Raw genomic sequence first — 16828 nt, 5'->3', positions numbered from 1 at the left:
AAGCACTGAAGTACTTAGGCGGATCTGGTTGGCCTAAAAATGTCAGTAAATATATCTGGGATAAATATGAGTAGGAGTTGAAAGCATCCGGAAGTATGCTTTATATCTGGCAATATAATTTACGCTGGGCTGCTCAGCAATTGCGTAATGAGAAAAAGTTAAAACCAGTTCATAAACGGTGTGATTTACCGTGGGAACTGGTTTAATTTTAAAATAGTAAAATTGGTTTTCAGTTAAGTAAATGGTGATGGTGGACAGTTGCAGTATTTATTAATTTTGGCAACGTTATTTATCTTGCTGATAAAACGATGGTAACTGTTGCGGTTTGATTATTATAATGTACGTGAATACTGGGCTTCGGTGCGCTTCTGACGCAAATAGTAGTCAAATACCATGGCGATATTGCGAATCAGCAGCCTCCCTTTGGGTGTTACCTGTAAATTCTGATCACTAAGATTGAGCAAGCCAAGCTGTTTCAGGTGCTGTAAATCGGCCTGCTCAGCAGCAAAGTAAGTTTGAAAAGGCTGCTGCATGGCATGGCTATAATCAGTGTAATTAAGCTGGAAGCGGCACATTAAATCCTGAATTACACACCGGCGCAGTAAATCGTCCGCATTAAGCTGGTAGCCGCGCATAACCGGCAGGCGGTTTTCATCCAGAGCCTGATAGTAGGCAGACAGGTCTTTTTCATTCTGGCTGTAGATATTGCTGATTTTGCCGATGCTGGATACGCCGATAGCGATTAAGTCACAGTCTGCATGGGTTGAATAACCCTGAAAATTGCGTTGCAGACGGCCTTCAGATAAGGCAATGGCCAGTTCGTCATCAGGTTTGGCAAAATGATCCATGCCGATGAAGATATAGCCCTGCTGTAATAGATATTGAACGGTATTTTGCAGAATATCCAGTTTAACACTGCTGTCGGGTACGGCTGATGTGTCAATACGCCGCTGGGGTTTGAACAGATGTGGCAGGTGCGCATAGTGATACATGGCAATGCGATCCGGCTGCAGAGTCAGTACATGATCCAGTGTGCAGCGCATAGAGGCTTCAGTCTGGTGCGGTAAACCATAGATTAAATCAACACTGACAGAATTAAAACCATTAGCTCTGGCCGCCTCAATGACTGCCCGGGTTTCAGCTTCGCTCTGTATACGGTTGACAGCCTGCTGTACCGCCGGATTGAAATCCTGAATACCGACGCTCATCCGGTTAAAACCGAGTCTGCCCAGATGAGCCACTGTATCAGCTGTTACTTTACGCGGATCGATTTCAATCGAATATTCACCCTGTGCTGACAGAGTGAAGTAACGGTTGATGCTGGCAAAGATATGACTGAGCTGATCGTCATTCAGAAAGGTTGGTGTACCGCCACCAAAATGTAATTGTGCCAGCAGCGGTTTGCTTTGCCAGTTTTGAGCCAGGAGTGCCAGTTCTTTGTCCAGATATTTTATATAAAGGTCAGCACGGCTGGTATCTTTGGTGATAACTTTATTACATCCGCAGTAGTAACAGATGGTATTACAGAAGGGAATGTGTACATACAGAGAAACTGGCTGACCACCGATATTTTGCTGTAAAGCAGTTTGTAACCTGGCTGCAGTGAATGAAGTATTGAAACGGTCTGCAGTAGGATAGGAGGTATAACGCGGACCGGAAGACGGTAAGGAAGCAATCAGGGTACGGTCGAATTCTATATTGATGCGAGGTGTGTTCATTGGGTAGTAGTGATTATTCTTGTGGGGGGGCTGGTGAAATAGATAGGAGTGATAACTATTTATGGTAGAATACATCCGACAGTAAAGTAAAGCAGTGAAAACATAATAAATCTATTTTGTATTAAATCAGGGTCTGAAGGAAAATTCAATTCACTTTGTCAATAATATGTAGAGTTGTTTCAAAAAAATTATTTGTATCAATCTGTTTGTTTATGATGTTTTGGGCAAAGTGTAATCGGTAATAAATATATTATGATTAAATTGTATAAACAGGGTGAAATATTACAGAAATTATGCGAGAAATGTTCTTTGCATATTCTCTGTATGCCGGTATTACTCAAAGAACGAGAACTAACCGATTTAGGAGCGATTATTCGTCAGAGTCGTCGTTTAAAAAAAGGGGAGTATCTGTTTCGTGCCGGTGAACCGTTTGATGCAATATTTGCCATACGAACCGGTTTTTTTAAAACTATGGTTAATAGCCGAGACGGACGAGATCAGGTAACTGGTTTTTTTATGTCAGGTGAATTATTGGGGCTGGATGGTATTTGTCATAATATTCATGGTTGTGACGCAGTAGCTCTGGAAGACAGTGAAGTATGCGAGCTACCGTTTACTAATATGGAAGATGCCGGTAATATTTTGCCTTCATTACAAATACATTTTTATCGTCTGATGAGTCAGGAAATTCTGCGCACACAAGAATTAATGCTGATGCTGGGTAATATGCGTGCGGAAGAGCGTCTGGCTGCGTTTCTGGTGAATTTGTCACATCGTCTGAGTTTTCGGGGTTTTGCCGCAAATGATTTTATTCTGCGCATGTCACGTGAAGAAATTGGCAGCTATCTGGGATTAAAACTGGAAACAGTAAGCCGTACTTTGTCTAAATTTCAGCAAGAAGGCTGGATTAAAGTTGAGCACAAGCATATTCAGTTAATAGAACCATGGATGTTGCAGCAAATGGTGATGCATTGTCAGCGGGCAGCAAGCTGAATTCAGTTAATTCTTAAAAAAGCTGTAGCATTTTATTGTTGCTACAGCTTTTTTACTTAATGAGAAAAATTATTTTCTATATCTGAGTTTGCAATATCAATCATGATTGTGCGTTAGCCGGGCTGTTTCAGGCATATCCCGCCATCGCGGCAAGCTTAAGCGTATCTTTACCATAAAATTTAGCTTTTAGATGACGCATCCAGCGGATTTTATGTAAGCTTTTGTTGACAATACTGCTTACTTCATCCGGTTGATTATGCAGTACGCTATGCCATAATTCTTTAGCCTGAACAGTTACGCCGAATTCCTGCATTAAACGTGCACCTGAGTGCAGATAGCATAGCCAGTCGCGGGAATGGCATTGCGTTAATGTCATCGCGGATAAAGGATCATCTTCGAAATCGATAAAGCCTATGCTGTTCTGATTTATGTAAATCATATTGCGTGCAAAGGTTTCACTCAGGTATTGCTTGCGTTTATGTACATCTTCGATGGCGTTAAGACCAAGCTGCCAGCGTTGCAACAGAAGTTCAGGCTGATGTCTGCACTGATTCCATTCGTTTTCCAGATTATGATCACCAATATCGCTAATCATCAATGCATTTGTTTGCTGAGCCAGAATGGCCGGAACCTGTACCCCTGCTTTAGCTAGATCCTGCAGGCGAACTTTCTCAGTTTGCAGGGAAGAAATACCACCCAGATTGGGTACAGGTTGCAGCATGTGAATGCCACTTATTTTCTGAGCAATTTTTAATAAATGATAGCGCCAGGCACTATTACGTGCACCAGCTTGCCGCACCCATACCTTTTCGCCATTAGCCAGTGTGTGGCTTTGCATCAGGTCGGTTTGTTTGAGCAGGCATTGTTGTAATGCCTGTTGATAAAAAGCAGAAAAGTCGGAAGCGGTCATGAAGCCTGTTACTTGAATTCAAAAACGGGTATTGATTGTACTATAGTTAAATTTATAACTCTTAAAATTAAGGTAATAAATCTTTTAGACGGTAATAACCTGTACCTAACCATTGTATAGGCAGACGCAGTAATCTTCCACCGGGAAAGTTGTGATGAATAATTTTTTCAAACATGTTCAGACGGCTGTCATCACCGCTGATTGCCTCAGCAATAATCTGTCCGCCCATACCGGCAGCAGCCACGCCATGTCCTGAAAATCCTTGTAAAAAATAGAGTCGCGGGTTAAGACGCCCGAAATGGGGCAGGCGGTTCATGCTGATATCAATCTGACCACCCCAGGCATAATCAATTTCTGCATCAGCCAGTTGTGGAAATACTTTAAGCATATCACGGCGCATACTCTGAATGAGTTGCTGCCGGCCGGGTTCTCGACCGGAATAATTGACTTTACCGCCGAATAACAAGCGTTTGTCTGCACTCAGACGATAATAATCAAGTACAAAACGGGTATCACATACTGCCATGTTATTTTTGATGAGTTGCTGAGCACGTTCCCCAAGCGGCTGGGTTGCAATCATGTATGTACTTACCGGCAGGATTTTGGCTTCGAGCGCCTTTATAGGTGCCTGCCGGAGACTGCGGGTAAAGGCATTGACAGCAATCACGAGATTTTTGGCAATGATATTCCCGTTTGGTGTGGTAATCCGGTATCCATGCTGCCATGTTTCCAGCGAAAGCATAGGGGAATGTTCAAACAACAATGTTCCGGCACGGGCAGCTTCACGAGCCAGTCCAAGTAAGTAGTTTAGTGGATGTAAATGTCCGGCCTGATGGTCAAAAATCGCGCCGGTATAACGTTCGCTGGCCAGTTGCTGTTGCAGCTGGTTTGAATTCCATACTTCATAATCATGAAAATGGTAGTGTTCGGCAGCTTCTTTCACCCATTCAGTTAAGACACGCAGCTGGTGCGGCCGGATGGCTGCATGAGCGTAACCACGTTGCCAGTCACAGCTGATTTGATAGGTTTGAATCTGTTGTTCAATCAGAGTGACAGCTTCACGGCTCCACTGCCAGAGTGTTTGCGCATTTTTTAGTCCGATCATGCCGGCCAGATTACTCATTTCAGCAGCGTAACCATAAATGACCTGACCGCCGTTACGGCCGGAGGCACCATAACCGATTCGGGCGGCTTCGATAAGTGCTACGCTATGCTGTTGTTGTGCCAATGGCAATGCAGTACCGATTCCGCTCAGTCCGCCACCAATGATGCAGGTTTCCACTTCAACAGTACCTTCTAAACTTGGATAGTGGCTGTGGTCATTACAGCTGGCTGTATAGTAGCTGTTAATGCGTTCTGTATCAGGCGGTTTGTGGGTAGACATAGTTACATGATTAAACTGATTAGGAAGATGAAACACTGGCAGCTAACCGAAATCAGATAGCTGCCATGTATGCAATTTTTATTTGTTAGCTTCAAGTAACTGGCTCTGTCGATAGGCTTCTGCCATTTCCCGTTCACGTCTGGTATTTTGCCGCATCATAAAGTAATTAATACCAATAACCAGTGTGCCTACCAGTGCAATGATGATGGTGGCCAGTACATTCATTTGCGGATCCAGACCCAGTTTGATTTTTGAAAATATAATCATTGGCAAAGTAGAAGAACCCGGACCAGACAGAAATGATGTAATGACCAGATCATCCAGCGACAGAGTAATGGACAGCAGAAAGCCGGATGCAATAGCCGGAGCAATTGACGGCAGTGTAATCAGAAAAAATACCTTTAATGGCCTTGCGCCAAGATCCTTAGCTGCTTCTTCCAGTGACTGATTAAGTTCAGACAAACGTGAGCGGATAATAACAGTTACATAAGACATGCACAGTGTGGTATGACCAAGCCAGATGGTAAAAAAGCCACGCTCAAAATACAGAAAACTAAAAGCACTGTTTTGCAGCAGCATCTGTACCTGAATAATTAACAGCAGCATGGACAGACCGGTGATGATGTCCGGCATAACCATTGGTGCAGAAACCATACCAGCAAATAAGGTGTTACCACGGAAACGTTTGATACGGGCCAGTGCGTAGCCGGCAAGTGTCCCCAGAATGACTGCGGCTGCTGCCGAACACAGAGCAATGCGTATTGAAAGCCACGCGGCATCGAGTATCAGCTCATTATGTAGTAATTGACTGTACCACTGAGTGGAAAAACCTCCCCATACAGTAACCAGACGCGAATTATTAAATGAATAAATAATTAGGACGACCAATGGCATGTACAGAAAGACCAGCCCCAGAGTCAGCATTGTTTTGAGAAACCAGGATGATGTGTTTTTATGCATGACTGGCTCCTTCTTTAATTTCCCGGGTTTCATAGCGATGGAACAGGGTAATCGGAATCACCAGTAACAGCACCATAATGACAGCTACTGCTGACGCCAGCGGCCAGTTATTCTGGTTAAAGAACGACATCCACAATACTTTACCAATCAGCATATTGTTTGGTCCGCCTATCAGTTCGGGTATCACAAATTCACCGACTGCCGGAATAAAGACCAGCATCGAGCCGGAGATAATACCGGCTTTGGATAGTGGCAGAGTAATGGAAACAAACGCTTTAATGGGACCAGCACCGAGATCGGCAGCGGCTTCCAGCAGGCGATTGTCCAGTTTTACCAGCTGAGTGTACAGTGGCAGAATCATAAAGGGCAAATAGGTATATACCATAACCAGATTCAGTGAGAATGAGTTGTATAGCATATTCATTGGGTTGTTGATGAGTCCCCATTTGATCAGATAAGTATTAATAATACCGTTATGGCCGAGCAGGCTCATCCATGCATATACACGCAGCAGAAATGATGTCCAGAAAGGCAGCATAATGGTAAGCAGCAGACCATTACGGATTTTTTCCGGAGCCCGGGCGATAGCATAGGCTATCGGATAACCTGCCAGCAAACAGATAAGTGTCGTAGTGAAGGCTGTTTTAATTGATAACCAGTAAGTCAGCAGGTAAATATTATCGCCAAGGTTGCCAATAAACATTTGTCCGAGAGACTGCCAGAAATCATTAAAAATATCAGCATAATTCTGGTAGCTAACTAAAATATTTACCCGTCCCATTTCTGCATCTACATGATACAGCGGGGTATAGGGCGGGATGGCAATATCCTGTTCGGCAAAGCTGATTTTAAGTACGATAAAAAACGGGATAAGGAAAAGTACCAGCAGCCAGATATAAGGAATGCCGACAACCAGTCCCTGTGTCGGGCGTAAGCCTTTAAGGCGGTTAAACCAGTTCATGTTTAAGCTCCCGCGGCTATTAATGAGTCAGAGGACTGACCTGATTATCCGGCCAGCTGATGTAAACTTTTTCTTCCCAGGTGGGCATAGGAATGCTGTATTGTTCCCAGTATGAGGATAACACCTGACTTTTGATAATTTTGCCGGAAGGCAGCTGGATATGAAAAATACCGAAGCTGCCCAGATAGGCAATTTCTTTGACAATTCCGGCTGACCAGTTATATTCCTGCTGAGGTTGCTCGCGATAGATGTTGATATCTTCAGGACGAATAGACAGCCAGATTTTCTGATCTTCTGGTCCGCTAATACCGTGACCAAGATAAACCAGTTGCTGCATTTCGGGGCAGTGAATAATGGTATGGTCGGCACCGTCTTCAGTCACTTTGCCTTCCAGAATATTGGTTTCGCCCATGAATTCAGCTGTAAAGCGGCTATTTGGATAGTCGTAAATATCAGAAGGTGTGCCAACCTGTTGCAACTGACCGTCTGACATGATGGCAATACGTGAAGCCATTGTCATGGCTTCTTCCTGATCATGGGTAACCATAATACAGGTAGCGCCTACTTTTTCCAGAGTATTCACCAGTTCCAGCTGGGTTTGCTGACGCAGTTTTTTGTCTAAGGCACCCAGAGGTTCATCCAGTAACAGCAATTTAGGGCGTTTCGCCAAGCTGCGTGCCAGCGCAACGCGTTGCTGCTGACCTCCGGAAAGCTGGTGTGGTTTGCGTTTGGCGTATTTGCTCATTTGTACCAGACGCAGCATTTCTTCTACCCGTGCATTGATTTCATCTTTGGGTAGTTTGTCCTGCTTTAATCCGAAAGCGATGTTTTGTTCGACCGTCATATGCGGAAACAGGGCATAGCTCTGAAACATCATATTGATAGGGCGGTCGTAGGGTTGTAATTTAGTAATATCTTCACCATCAAGGATAATCTGTCCCTGAGTTGGTGTTTCCATACCGGCGAGCATGCGTAATAAAGTCGATTTACCGCTGCCGGAGCTGCCGAGCAAGGCGAATATTTCGTTTTTTTTGATGGTCAGATTAATATGGTCTACAGCGTAATTATCGCCATAGGTTTTGACGATGTCTTTAATCTGTAAGTAATGTGCTGGATCGGCACCGGGTCTGGTGGTTGCGTTTTCGCTCATAATTAAAGGTTACTCCAGAAAAATCGTTCCAGCCAATGCTCGGCATATGGATGTTTACTGTAATGTTTAAAGAACGGTGCAAAAACGATTCTGCTCCTGCTTTAGGGGACGCATTGTATGCAAGCATTTAGTATGGGGCAATGAAATTTAAGTGTTAATACGTTTAAATTCTCCACTTAGAGTATAACTTTGTATGTAAACAGGGATTTAGCGGTACTTTTTAAATTGAATAAAATTTTGTTAGGATTGAGCTAAAGTATGGTCAGACAGAGAACATGCTGTCTGGCAGGCTGAATATTGCCTAGTGTATCATGTAATTATTGGCTGCTATATTCATTTAAACCTGATCTACTGAGCGGTTGTATCTGATAATTAGATTGTACTGATTTTCAATTATAAAATGTGAATGTGAGTATAAATGGATTATGCAAAAAATTTTCCTTCTAATCAAATAGTTTGTTTTATTTTTTTCTGACTGGGTTAAATGAAAATTCGGTAGATATCTGTTAACGGCCGGTCAGGACGATGGATGTAAAAGTAATGAAGAAAAAGGTGTTGCTGGGTATTTGTGGTGGTATTGCTGCATATAAATGTTGTGAACTGGTGCGACTGCTTAAAAAAGCAGGACATCAGGTTAATGTTGTGATGACACAGGCAGCTACTAATTTTGTCAGTCCCACTACTTTTCAGGCACTGAGCGGAGAACCGGTATTACTGGATACTCATGATGCTGCCGGTGGCAACGGGATGGCTCATATCAATCTGAGTCGTCAGGCAGATGTGATGCTGATTGCACCGGCTTCTGCCAATACGCTGGCGAAAATTGCGCATGGCATGGCTGATAATCTGCTGACAACTCTGGTAGCAGCCCGTACCTGTCCGCTGGCTGTTGCGCCGGCAATGAATGTACAGATGTGGAATAATCCGGCTAATCAGCGCAATCTGGCTTTATTACGTCAGGATCAGATAAAAATAATCGGACCGGCAGTCGGTGAGCAGGCCTGTGGCGAAACTGGCAGCGGACGCATGCTGGAAGCGGCTGAGCTGGCGGAATTGCTGGCAGATGTCTGGACACTGCCGGTACTGGCTGGTAAACGGGTACTGATTACGACAGGGGCAACCTTTGAAGCCATTGATCCGGTACGCGGTATTACCAATATTTCCAGCGGACAAATGGGTATGGCTCTGGCACGTGCCTGCCGTGCGGCCGGAGCAAGTGTATCTTTGGTATACGGACAGATTAATACCTCAATGGCAGCAGGGCTGGCTTACACTGAACAGGCTGTCAGCGCAGATTCTATGCTGAATGCAGTCGAGCGTTTGTTGCCACAGCAAGATGTGTTTATTTCTGTAGCAGCAGTGGCTGATTACAAAGTAAAAAACCGCAGTGTACAAAAACTGAAAAAACAGCCGGGGCAGGCTATTCCTGTAATCGAACTAACTGAAAATGCCGATATACTGGCAACCGTAGCCAGCCGGCCGGATGCTCCTTTCTGTGTTGGCTTTGCAGCAGAAAGTGAGCATGTTCTGGAATATGCGCGTGCTAAACGGCTGAAAAAAGGTGTGCCGTTACTGGTAGCCAATGATGTGAGTCAGGCTATGGGTAAAACGACCAATCAGGTAATTTTACTTGATGACGAGCAGGAAACGGCTTTACCGCAGATGAGTAAAGCAGATACCGCTGCGGCTATTGTTGAACGGCTGGCACAATTATTGCCGTGACAGTAAAAGACTGTTACTGATGTGTTATAAGGGCTTGCTGTCCTGATATTTTTAATGATCTATTATTTAAAGACTGGTTTTTATGAGTGCTTCTGAGTTATCTGTACAAATTAAAATATTACATCCGTCAATGGCAGAACAATTACCTGAATATGCGACGATTGGTTCGGCCGGGCTGGATTTACGTGCCTGTATTGAAACACCGGTTACTTTGCAGCCGGGAGAAAGCTTTCTGTTACCAACCGGACTGGCCATACATCTGGCTGATCCGGGATACGCGGCTCTGATATTGCCGCGTTCAGGTCTGGGGCATAAACATGGGATTGTACTGGGTAATCTGGTCGGGTTAATTGATTCGGATTATCAGGGAGAATTAAAAGTATCGTTGTGGAATCGCAGTCAGGAAGCGTATGTCATTGAACCTCTGGCACGGATTGCTCAGATGATTATTGTGCCGGTTATGCAGGCAGCTTTTACTGTGGTTGATGAGTTTGCGCAAACCAGCCGCGGAGAAGGCGGTTTTGGTAGTACCGGACATCAGTAATTTTTATTTAATCAAGCGAAAAGCAAGGTATCCGGATGGATAACCTTGCTTTTTTTGCCATGGCACTGGCTAAAACTGCTTACCACACAATTAATTCAGCATTCTGACCGGCCATTCGGTAGTTTTAGGTTTAAAACCAGTATTATTACTGGCGATAACGCTCAATAAGCATATTCTGCATATTGGTTATAGACTCTTTCTCTGCTGGTTTAATGCGCTCATACTGACCATCCGGCTGCATCAGCCATGCACACTGATTATCAGTCAGCGCAAGCATCAGAGTTTCCTTGATTATACGTTGTTTTAGCTCAGGTGTTTCAATCGGTGTACAAATTTCTACACGACGGAACAGATTTCGTCCCATCCAGTCGGCGCTGGATATCCATAGTTTAGAATCACCGCCATTTTCAAAATAAAATACCCGCGCATGTTCCAGCAGCCGGCCGACTATTGAACGCACTCGGATATTTTCTGATAAGCCTTTAACACCCGGACGCAGCACACATATTCCGCGTACTATCAGCTCAATTTGTACGCCAGCCTGACTGGCCGCATACAAGGCATCGACAATAGTAGGTTCAACCAGTGCATTCATCTTGGCCATAATACGTGCTGTTTTACCGGCTTTTGCCTGCTCAATTTCGTTATTAATGCTGTTGAGAAGCATTTTGTGCAGAGTAAACGGGCTTTGCGCTATTTTATGCAGATTATTAGGTTGTCCCAGACCGGTGATTTCCATAAATACAGTATTAACATCCACGCTGATATCCTGATTGCAGGTCATTAAACCCAGATCGGTATAAATGCGGCTGGTACCCTGATGATAATTACCTGTACTGACATGAGTATAGCGTTTCAGTTTGCCGTCTTCACGACGGACAATCAATGCCATTTTGGCATGAACTTTATATCCGAAGACTCCGTATACGACATGAGCGCCGGCAGCTTCAAGCTGACTGGCCCAGTTCAGATTGGTTTCTTCATCAAAACGGGCCATCAGTTCAACCACTACGGTAACCTGTTTGCCTGTCAGTGCTGCTTTCATCAGTGCTTTTACTAGGTCAGAATTACTGCCAGTGCGGTAAATGGTCATTTTTATCGCAATAACTTGAGGGTCATCAGCTGCCTGCTGAATCAGACGAACTGTAGGTTCGAAAGACTGATAAGGATGATAGAGTAGAATATCGCGCTGACTGATGATACTGAACATATCGCGATTTTTATTCAGAATGGCCGGTGTGCCGGGAATAAATGGCGGAAACTTTAAATCATTGCGTTCAACCATATCTGGTACGGCCATCAGTCGTACCAGATTTACCGGACCGTTTACCCGGTACAATTCATCACGCCCCAGATGAAAATGGCTAAGCAGGAAATCGTAAACGCGCGCCGGACAATTATCGGCTACTTCCAGCCGAACACCATCTCCATACTGTCTTCCCTGTAATTCACCTGCAATTGCCGTGCGCAGATTTTCCAGATCTTCTTCATCAACACTTAGGTCACTATCGCGGGTAAGGCGAAACTGATAGCAGCCTTTAACGCTCATTCCGGTAAAGAGTGTATGCACATGAGCATGCAGGATTGACGATAGAAATACAAAACCATCATGTCCGTCACATAATTCCTTAGGCATTTTCAGTACTCTTGGCAAAATACGCGGAGCCTGAACGATGGCCATGCCACCAGTACGACCAAAAGCATCTTTACCTTCCAGTTCTACTGCAAAATTCAGCGATTTATTCAGTAAACGCGGGAATGGGTGAGAAGGATCCAGTCCGATAGGGGTCAGAATGGGTAACAGTTCATGCCGGAAGTAATCAGCCACCCACTGACGTTGTGCCTTACTCCATGAACTGCGCGGATAAAATGATATGCCTTCATTGCGTAAAGCCGGAATCAGCTCATCGTTAAACAGCCTGTATTGCTCGGCAATAATGGCATGAGCTTCTTCGGTTACATTGGCAATAACTGTATCCGGCAGTTCACCATTGGCCAGAGGAATATGCGGCGAGAGTTGACGGGTACGCCGCAGCCATGCCATTCGTACTTCAAAAAATTCATCCAGATTGGAAGAAACAATACATAAAAACCGTAAACGTTCGAGTAAGGGCACCTGTACATCCTGTGCCTGTGCCAGAACACGACGATTGAAAGCCAGCAGGCTTAGTTCACGGCAAAGCAGACGTGGCTGAATTTCGGACATTGGCTATACCTGTAACTGTCATTAAGAGTAAGAGTGTGTCTGTATGATGTTAATTTAATAACATTGGCACTGTTTTGTTGTCAGGTCAAGCCTCATCTGTGTTTTCTTGCGGCCAGCGGTTATGAATATACTGTCCCGGATTCTGATAATTCAGTACTTTAGCGTAATTGCCGGCAGCTGTGGCATTTGCCGGAATATTTTTAGTCACAACACTGCCGGCACCGATAGTGGCATTGTCACCAATCTGTACATTTTCAATCAGATTACAATTGGGTCCGATGTAGACGTTATTACCGATACAGGCTGCGGGTCCGTTGTTAGCACCAATTACTGTGTAGGGTGAAAGATTGACATTATTACCCAGTCGGGCACTGCTATTGATAATCAGCGGGCCGCCATGACCAATATACAAACCATAACCCACTGCTGTGCGCGGGCTGATAATGATGCCGCTGCGGCGTTTTTGCCATGCATACATGGGGTAGGCAAGTTTGCGCCATATTCCCGGTACGGAGGCCAGCCTGAGCCAGAAAGTAAAGCGGAATCCCCGGTTAAACAAATAATGACGAATAAAACTAGACCAGTCTGTACGGCCGCTATAACGAAACAAATCACTTTTAATAAGCTGGATAACCATAAAACAGTGCAAAGATGTCGGGAAAATAAAAGGCTGTTCGTTTCTGTGAAATCGAACAGCCATTAGTTTTTATTCCTGAGGAGGTGTATAACCACTGATGTGGTCGGCACCCTCGCCGAAGAAATAATTTTCCATTTGCTGAGTAATGTACTGACGGGCGCGGGGGTCGGCCAGACTAAGGCGGTTTTCATTAATAATCATGGTTTGATAACGTAACCAGCCATCCCAGGCTTCCTGTGATACATTATCGTATATGCGTTTACCCAGTTCATTGGGAAATGGCGGAAATTTCATTCCGGGCGCTTCTTTGCCCAGTTTAACGCAATGCACCATATGGCTCATGTGTTTTCCTTCGTGTCATTCAGGGAAAAATACAGATTGTAAAAGATTTTGCTGGAGTTGGTTTAGAGCTGGCGGCAAAATATTTTCGACTGGCGTTTGTTATTGGTGTACTGTTGCTGCCGCTCTGATGGTAACTGTTCCAGGCGAGCACTGATAAATCCGCGTTCGACAAACCAATCGCCGGTATGTGTGCTCAGAGCAAACAGTTCTTTTAGCTGTAATTGCTGTGCCTGTTTGATAACATGAGTCAGCAGCAGTTCTCCGTAGCCGCGGGCGCGGGCATTCGGTGAAACAATCAGACAAGCCAGCTCACCGACATTTGCTTCAGGATAAACATGTAAAGCAACACAGCCATAAACATAGCAATCCTGCTCCAACACAGAAAATTCATGAATATGGTTTTCCATGTACTCACTGTCGCGCGGTAATAAAATACCGGCTGCTTCCAGTGGCGCAATCAGCTGCAGGATATCGCCGATATCTTTATTGGCAGCCGGCCGGATACGCATAAAAGGCGCTTTAGCCATGGCTGTGCCGCTGCCTTCACGAGTAAATAATTCCTGTAACAGGCTGCCATCCTGTAGACCGGACAGTACATGCACCCGCTGAACACCGTGTTCAAGTACATGTGCTGCTGTCTGTAACAGCTCTGTCTGGCGTCTGCTTCCGGTGTTTTGTGCCAGCAGACTGGCAATTTCAACACAGTTCAGCTCACTGATGGTTTGTTGCTGTTCATCCAGTAAACCTTGCTGCGTGCCCAGAAAGATGAGTTTTTCTGCGCTGATGGCTTCTGCCACAGCTTGTGCAACTTCATTTACCTGCAAACGATATGACTGACCGCTAAGCGAATGGCCGATCGGGCTGATTAATACCAGCTGATTGTGAGCCAGACGCTCTTCGATAGCAGCCGAATCTACTTTACGAACACAGCCGCTGTAGCCCATATCTGTTCCGTTAATTACGCCCAGAGGCTTGGCGCGCAGGAAATTGCCGGCAGCAATACGCAGGTTGGGAGTGCTGTGATCCATAACCTGTGTAGGTATCATAGATAGTGCTGCTTCCAGATTGAAGCGTGCAATTCCGCTGGCCTGTTTGACTAACTCCAGAGCAGCATTATCCGTAACCGGATTTTCATCTATGCTGATTGCGGTATCGCTGCCGGCTATGGCCTGAATATACTGGCTGCAACCGTGAATAAGAACCAGCCTCATACCGAGGCTGGTTAATAAAAGGATATCGGCTGCCAGTGCTGCGAGTTTGTCGCTTACCAGAACATGGCTACTGATTGCTAAAACAAGCGTTTTACCATTCAGATGGTGGATATAGGGTGAGGCCTGACGAAAATCGTGAACAAACTGGTTACTCTTAAAAGTTTCTTGATTACCTGCATGAATGTTCATTTTACTGCCATTAAATAAAATAACTGCATCATCAGTACAGTTAACGCAACAATAGTTGCTAGAGTCCAGTTAAATTCTTTGGACAGTTTATCCTGCTGATGATGTAAAAATTCGGTTTTGGCATGGATGGCATCGGTTTTTTCGATCGCATCATTTAGCAGTAATGGTACATCTGCCTGATTTGTGTTGTCATTAGGCAGTAAGGTAAAAACAAGATTATTCAGGTTATTCACATTACTGTTCATGGAAATATTGGTAGTATTTTCTTCAGGCACATGGACTGGTGTGCTGACTATTGGCGGTGCATTTTTTACTGGCTCTGCTACTGGCAGCGGGTTAAGCAGTAATTCACTGCTGGCCAGCTGCGGCTGTGGCGCAGACGAGTGTTCCGGTTCCGGTTCGGTTGTTGTTGGCACGCGAATCTCCACTTTATTCGCTACCTGATTTAATAAAGTATTTAGATTCGGTCTTTTGTCGATAACCGCAGTATTTTTTGGTGTTGGTGCACTGGTGTAGATTTGATTCTGTGCGCGTTTATTATTCGTCTGATTCTGATTCAGAGCATTGTGCAGTAAATCCATTACTTCACTGGCACTGGGTATCTGCTGCCCGGAGGCAGCTGTATTTTTATTGCTTTCTGAAGCCGGCGGGGTGACATTTTTATTCGCACGGATTTTTGATACAACAGTAAATCTGTGCTGGCATTGTTGACATACAACACGTCCTCCGTCACGTGGCGGTGTTGCTACGATATTTTCTGCATGGCATTGAGGACAAATAACAGTAATTGTTTTAGACATGATTATTTCAGCAAACCAAAATAGTTAAAAAGGAGGCAATTAAGTACTGTCAGAAGCAGATAGCCGCTTTATCGCATTAGTATGTCATGCCAGAGTCTGCAGATAAATAGCAGAACCGGACAATTATGCTCTTTTACGGCCACTAATGCATACCCACCCGTCCAGTGTTTTAGGTGAATTTAAATCAAACCACTGACGATATATTTCACTGAGTTCTTCTGTTTGTTCTGCCAGAATACCTGAAAGGACAATTTCACCGCCGGTACGGGTACGTTCTGCCAGCATTTGAGCCAGCATGCGTAACGGATTTGCCAGAATATTTGCAACAACAATGTCAAATTTCTGACTAGCTGGCAAATTATCCGGAAGATAAAATTCAGCACTGACCTGATTTTGTGCAGCATTATCCTGACTGGCACGGATTGCCTGCGGATCAATGTCTACACCACAGGCACGGCCGACACCCAGTTTCAGTGCGGCAATTGTTAGAATACCCGAACCACAGCCATAATCCAGTAGAGTTTCACCACTGCGCACATGCTTATCCAGCCATTGCAGGCACAGCCGAGTAGTGGGGTGACTCCCGGTACCGAAAGCCAGCCCAGGATCCAATTGTAGATTAATGACACCCGGTTCAGTTGGCTGGTTATGCCACGATGGCGTAATCCATAAGCGCGAAGAAATCTGAATCGGGTCAAACTGAGACTGAGTCAGCCGTACCCAGTCCTGTTCAGGAATGGTTTCAAGATAGTATTGTGGTTTGGCAATAGCACATTCCTGTGCTGCTGCAGAAACAACGGAATCAATATCAGTATTTTCATTAAATAATGCCACAATGTTACTTTGCTGCCACACCTGTTCAGTGGGCATATCAGGTTCGCCGAAAATCGGCTGTTCATTGTCATTGCCGGCATTGGCATCTTCAATAGCTGTACTTAATGCGCCGTTTTCAATCAGAGCATCGGAGAGCTTATCCACCTGATCTTGTGTAACTGTAATAACAACTTGTTGGTAGTGCATGGCTTTTTTACCGTAATTGGATGTTTTATAAAACTTCAGGCAGCCACCGCGGCTGCCTGCAAACAAAAGCGCAATGTATGC

15 protein-coding genes are annotated in these 16828 nt (G+C 44.7%); 3 read left to right on the top strand and 12 right to left on the bottom strand.

The window, feature by feature from the left end; genetic code table 11:
* Positions 1 to 332: 332 nt before the first annotated feature.
* The gene (gene hemN / locus GY065_RS08810) at positions 333 to 1718 is read right to left on the bottom strand and encodes an oxygen-independent coproporphyrinogen III oxidase (RefSeq protein WP_174833833.1); all 1386 of its coding nucleotides are present in this window, start codon (positions 1716 to 1718) and stop codon (positions 333 to 335) included.
* Positions 1719 to 1970: 252 nt separating this feature from the next.
* Between hemN and fnr the strand changes: the two genes are divergently transcribed.
* Entirely contained in the window at positions 1971 to 2711 is a 741-nt protein-coding gene (fnr, locus tag GY065_RS08805; protein ID WP_037475793.1) for a fumarate/nitrate reduction transcriptional regulator Fnr, read from the top strand.
* A 127-nt stretch (positions 2712 to 2838) separates the two neighbouring features.
* Here the strand turns inward: fnr and GY065_RS08800 are convergent, their stop codons facing one another.
* The 5 genes from GY065_RS08800 to GY065_RS08780 all read right to left on the bottom strand — a co-directional run bounded on the left by GY065_RS08800 (position 2839) and on the right by GY065_RS08780 (position 8076).
* On the bottom strand, positions 2839 to 3621 hold the full coding sequence (locus GY065_RS08800; protein ID WP_174833832.1) for a hypothetical protein: 783 nt from the start codon (positions 3619 to 3621) through the stop codon (positions 2839 to 2841).
* A 67-nt stretch (positions 3622 to 3688) separates the two neighbouring features.
* Positions 3689 to 5005 carry an FAD-binding oxidoreductase gene (locus GY065_RS08795; RefSeq protein WP_174833831.1) on the bottom strand — a complete coding sequence of 439 codons (1317 nt, stop codon included), beginning with the start codon at positions 5003 to 5005 and terminating at the stop codon, positions 3689 to 3691.
* 78 nt (positions 5006 to 5083) lie between these two features.
* A complete protein-coding gene (locus GY065_RS08790) occupies positions 5084 to 5965 on the bottom strand; it encodes an ABC transporter permease subunit (protein WP_174833830.1) in 882 nt (293 codons plus the stop codon).
* Entirely contained in the window at positions 5958 to 6926 is a 969-nt protein-coding gene (locus GY065_RS08785; protein WP_037475797.1) for an ABC transporter permease subunit, read from the bottom strand. Before GY065_RS08785 ends, GY065_RS08790 begins: the two co-directional genes overlap by 8 nt.
* Before the next feature lie 19 nt (positions 6927 to 6945).
* Complete coding sequence (locus GY065_RS08780; protein ID WP_037475799.1) at positions 6946 to 8076, bottom strand: ABC transporter ATP-binding protein; 1131 nt, start codon at positions 8074 to 8076, stop codon at positions 6946 to 6948.
* A 540-nt stretch (positions 8077 to 8616) separates the two neighbouring features.
* Between GY065_RS08780 and coaBC the strand changes: the two genes are divergently transcribed.
* Positions 8617 to 9798, top strand: coding sequence for a bifunctional phosphopantothenoylcysteine decarboxylase/phosphopantothenate--cysteine ligase CoaBC (coaBC, locus tag GY065_RS08775; RefSeq protein ID WP_174833995.1), 1182 nt, complete (start codon positions 8617 to 8619; stop codon positions 9796 to 9798).
* A gap of 82 nt (positions 9799 to 9880) precedes the next feature.
* A complete protein-coding gene (gene dut, locus GY065_RS08770; protein WP_084547891.1) occupies positions 9881 to 10342 on the top strand; it encodes a dUTP diphosphatase in 462 nt (153 codons plus the stop codon).
* Between the two features lie 145 nt (positions 10343 to 10487).
* Here the strand turns inward: dut and ppk1 are convergent, their stop codons facing one another.
* The 6 genes from ppk1 to prmA form a co-directional block, all read right to left on the bottom strand.
* Entirely contained in the window at positions 10488 to 12548 is a 2061-nt protein-coding gene (gene ppk1, locus GY065_RS08765) for a polyphosphate kinase 1 (protein ID WP_174833829.1), read from the bottom strand.
* 85 nt (positions 12549 to 12633) lie between these two features.
* Positions 12634 to 13248, bottom strand: a complete 615-nt coding sequence (locus GY065_RS08760; RefSeq protein WP_202984079.1) for a serine acetyltransferase — start codon at positions 13246 to 13248, stop codon at positions 12634 to 12636.
* Positions 13249 to 13254: 6 nt separating this feature from the next.
* On the bottom strand, positions 13255 to 13527 hold the full coding sequence (locus tag GY065_RS08755; RefSeq protein WP_037475808.1) for an oxidative damage protection protein: 273 nt from the start codon (positions 13525 to 13527) through the stop codon (positions 13255 to 13257).
* Positions 13528 to 13589: 62 nt separating this feature from the next.
* The gene (gene argA, locus GY065_RS08750; RefSeq protein ID WP_174833828.1) at positions 13590 to 14927 is read right to left on the bottom strand and encodes an amino-acid N-acetyltransferase; all 1338 of its coding nucleotides are present in this window, start codon (positions 14925 to 14927) and stop codon (positions 13590 to 13592) included.
* Positions 14924 to 15727: a hypothetical protein gene (locus GY065_RS08745; protein ID WP_037475811.1), complete on the bottom strand. Its 804-nt coding sequence runs from the start codon at positions 15725 to 15727 to the stop codon at positions 14924 to 14926. The genes argA and GY065_RS08745 overlap by 4 nt, the downstream gene beginning before the upstream one ends.
* A 123-nt stretch (positions 15728 to 15850) precedes the next feature.
* Positions 15851 to 16747, bottom strand: a complete 897-nt coding sequence (prmA, locus tag GY065_RS08740; protein WP_174833827.1) for a 50S ribosomal protein L11 methyltransferase — start codon at positions 16745 to 16747, stop codon at positions 15851 to 15853.
* Between the last annotated feature and the right edge of the window lie 81 nt (positions 16748 to 16828).

The sequence above is a fragment of the Snodgrassella sp. ESL0323 genome, assembly GCF_013346865.1.
Taxonomy (GTDB): domain Bacteria; phylum Pseudomonadota; class Gammaproteobacteria; order Burkholderiales; family Neisseriaceae; genus Snodgrassella; species Snodgrassella alvi.
The sequence above is the reverse complement of the archived record's forward strand: the minus strand, read 5'-3'. Positions and strand labels throughout refer to the sequence as shown.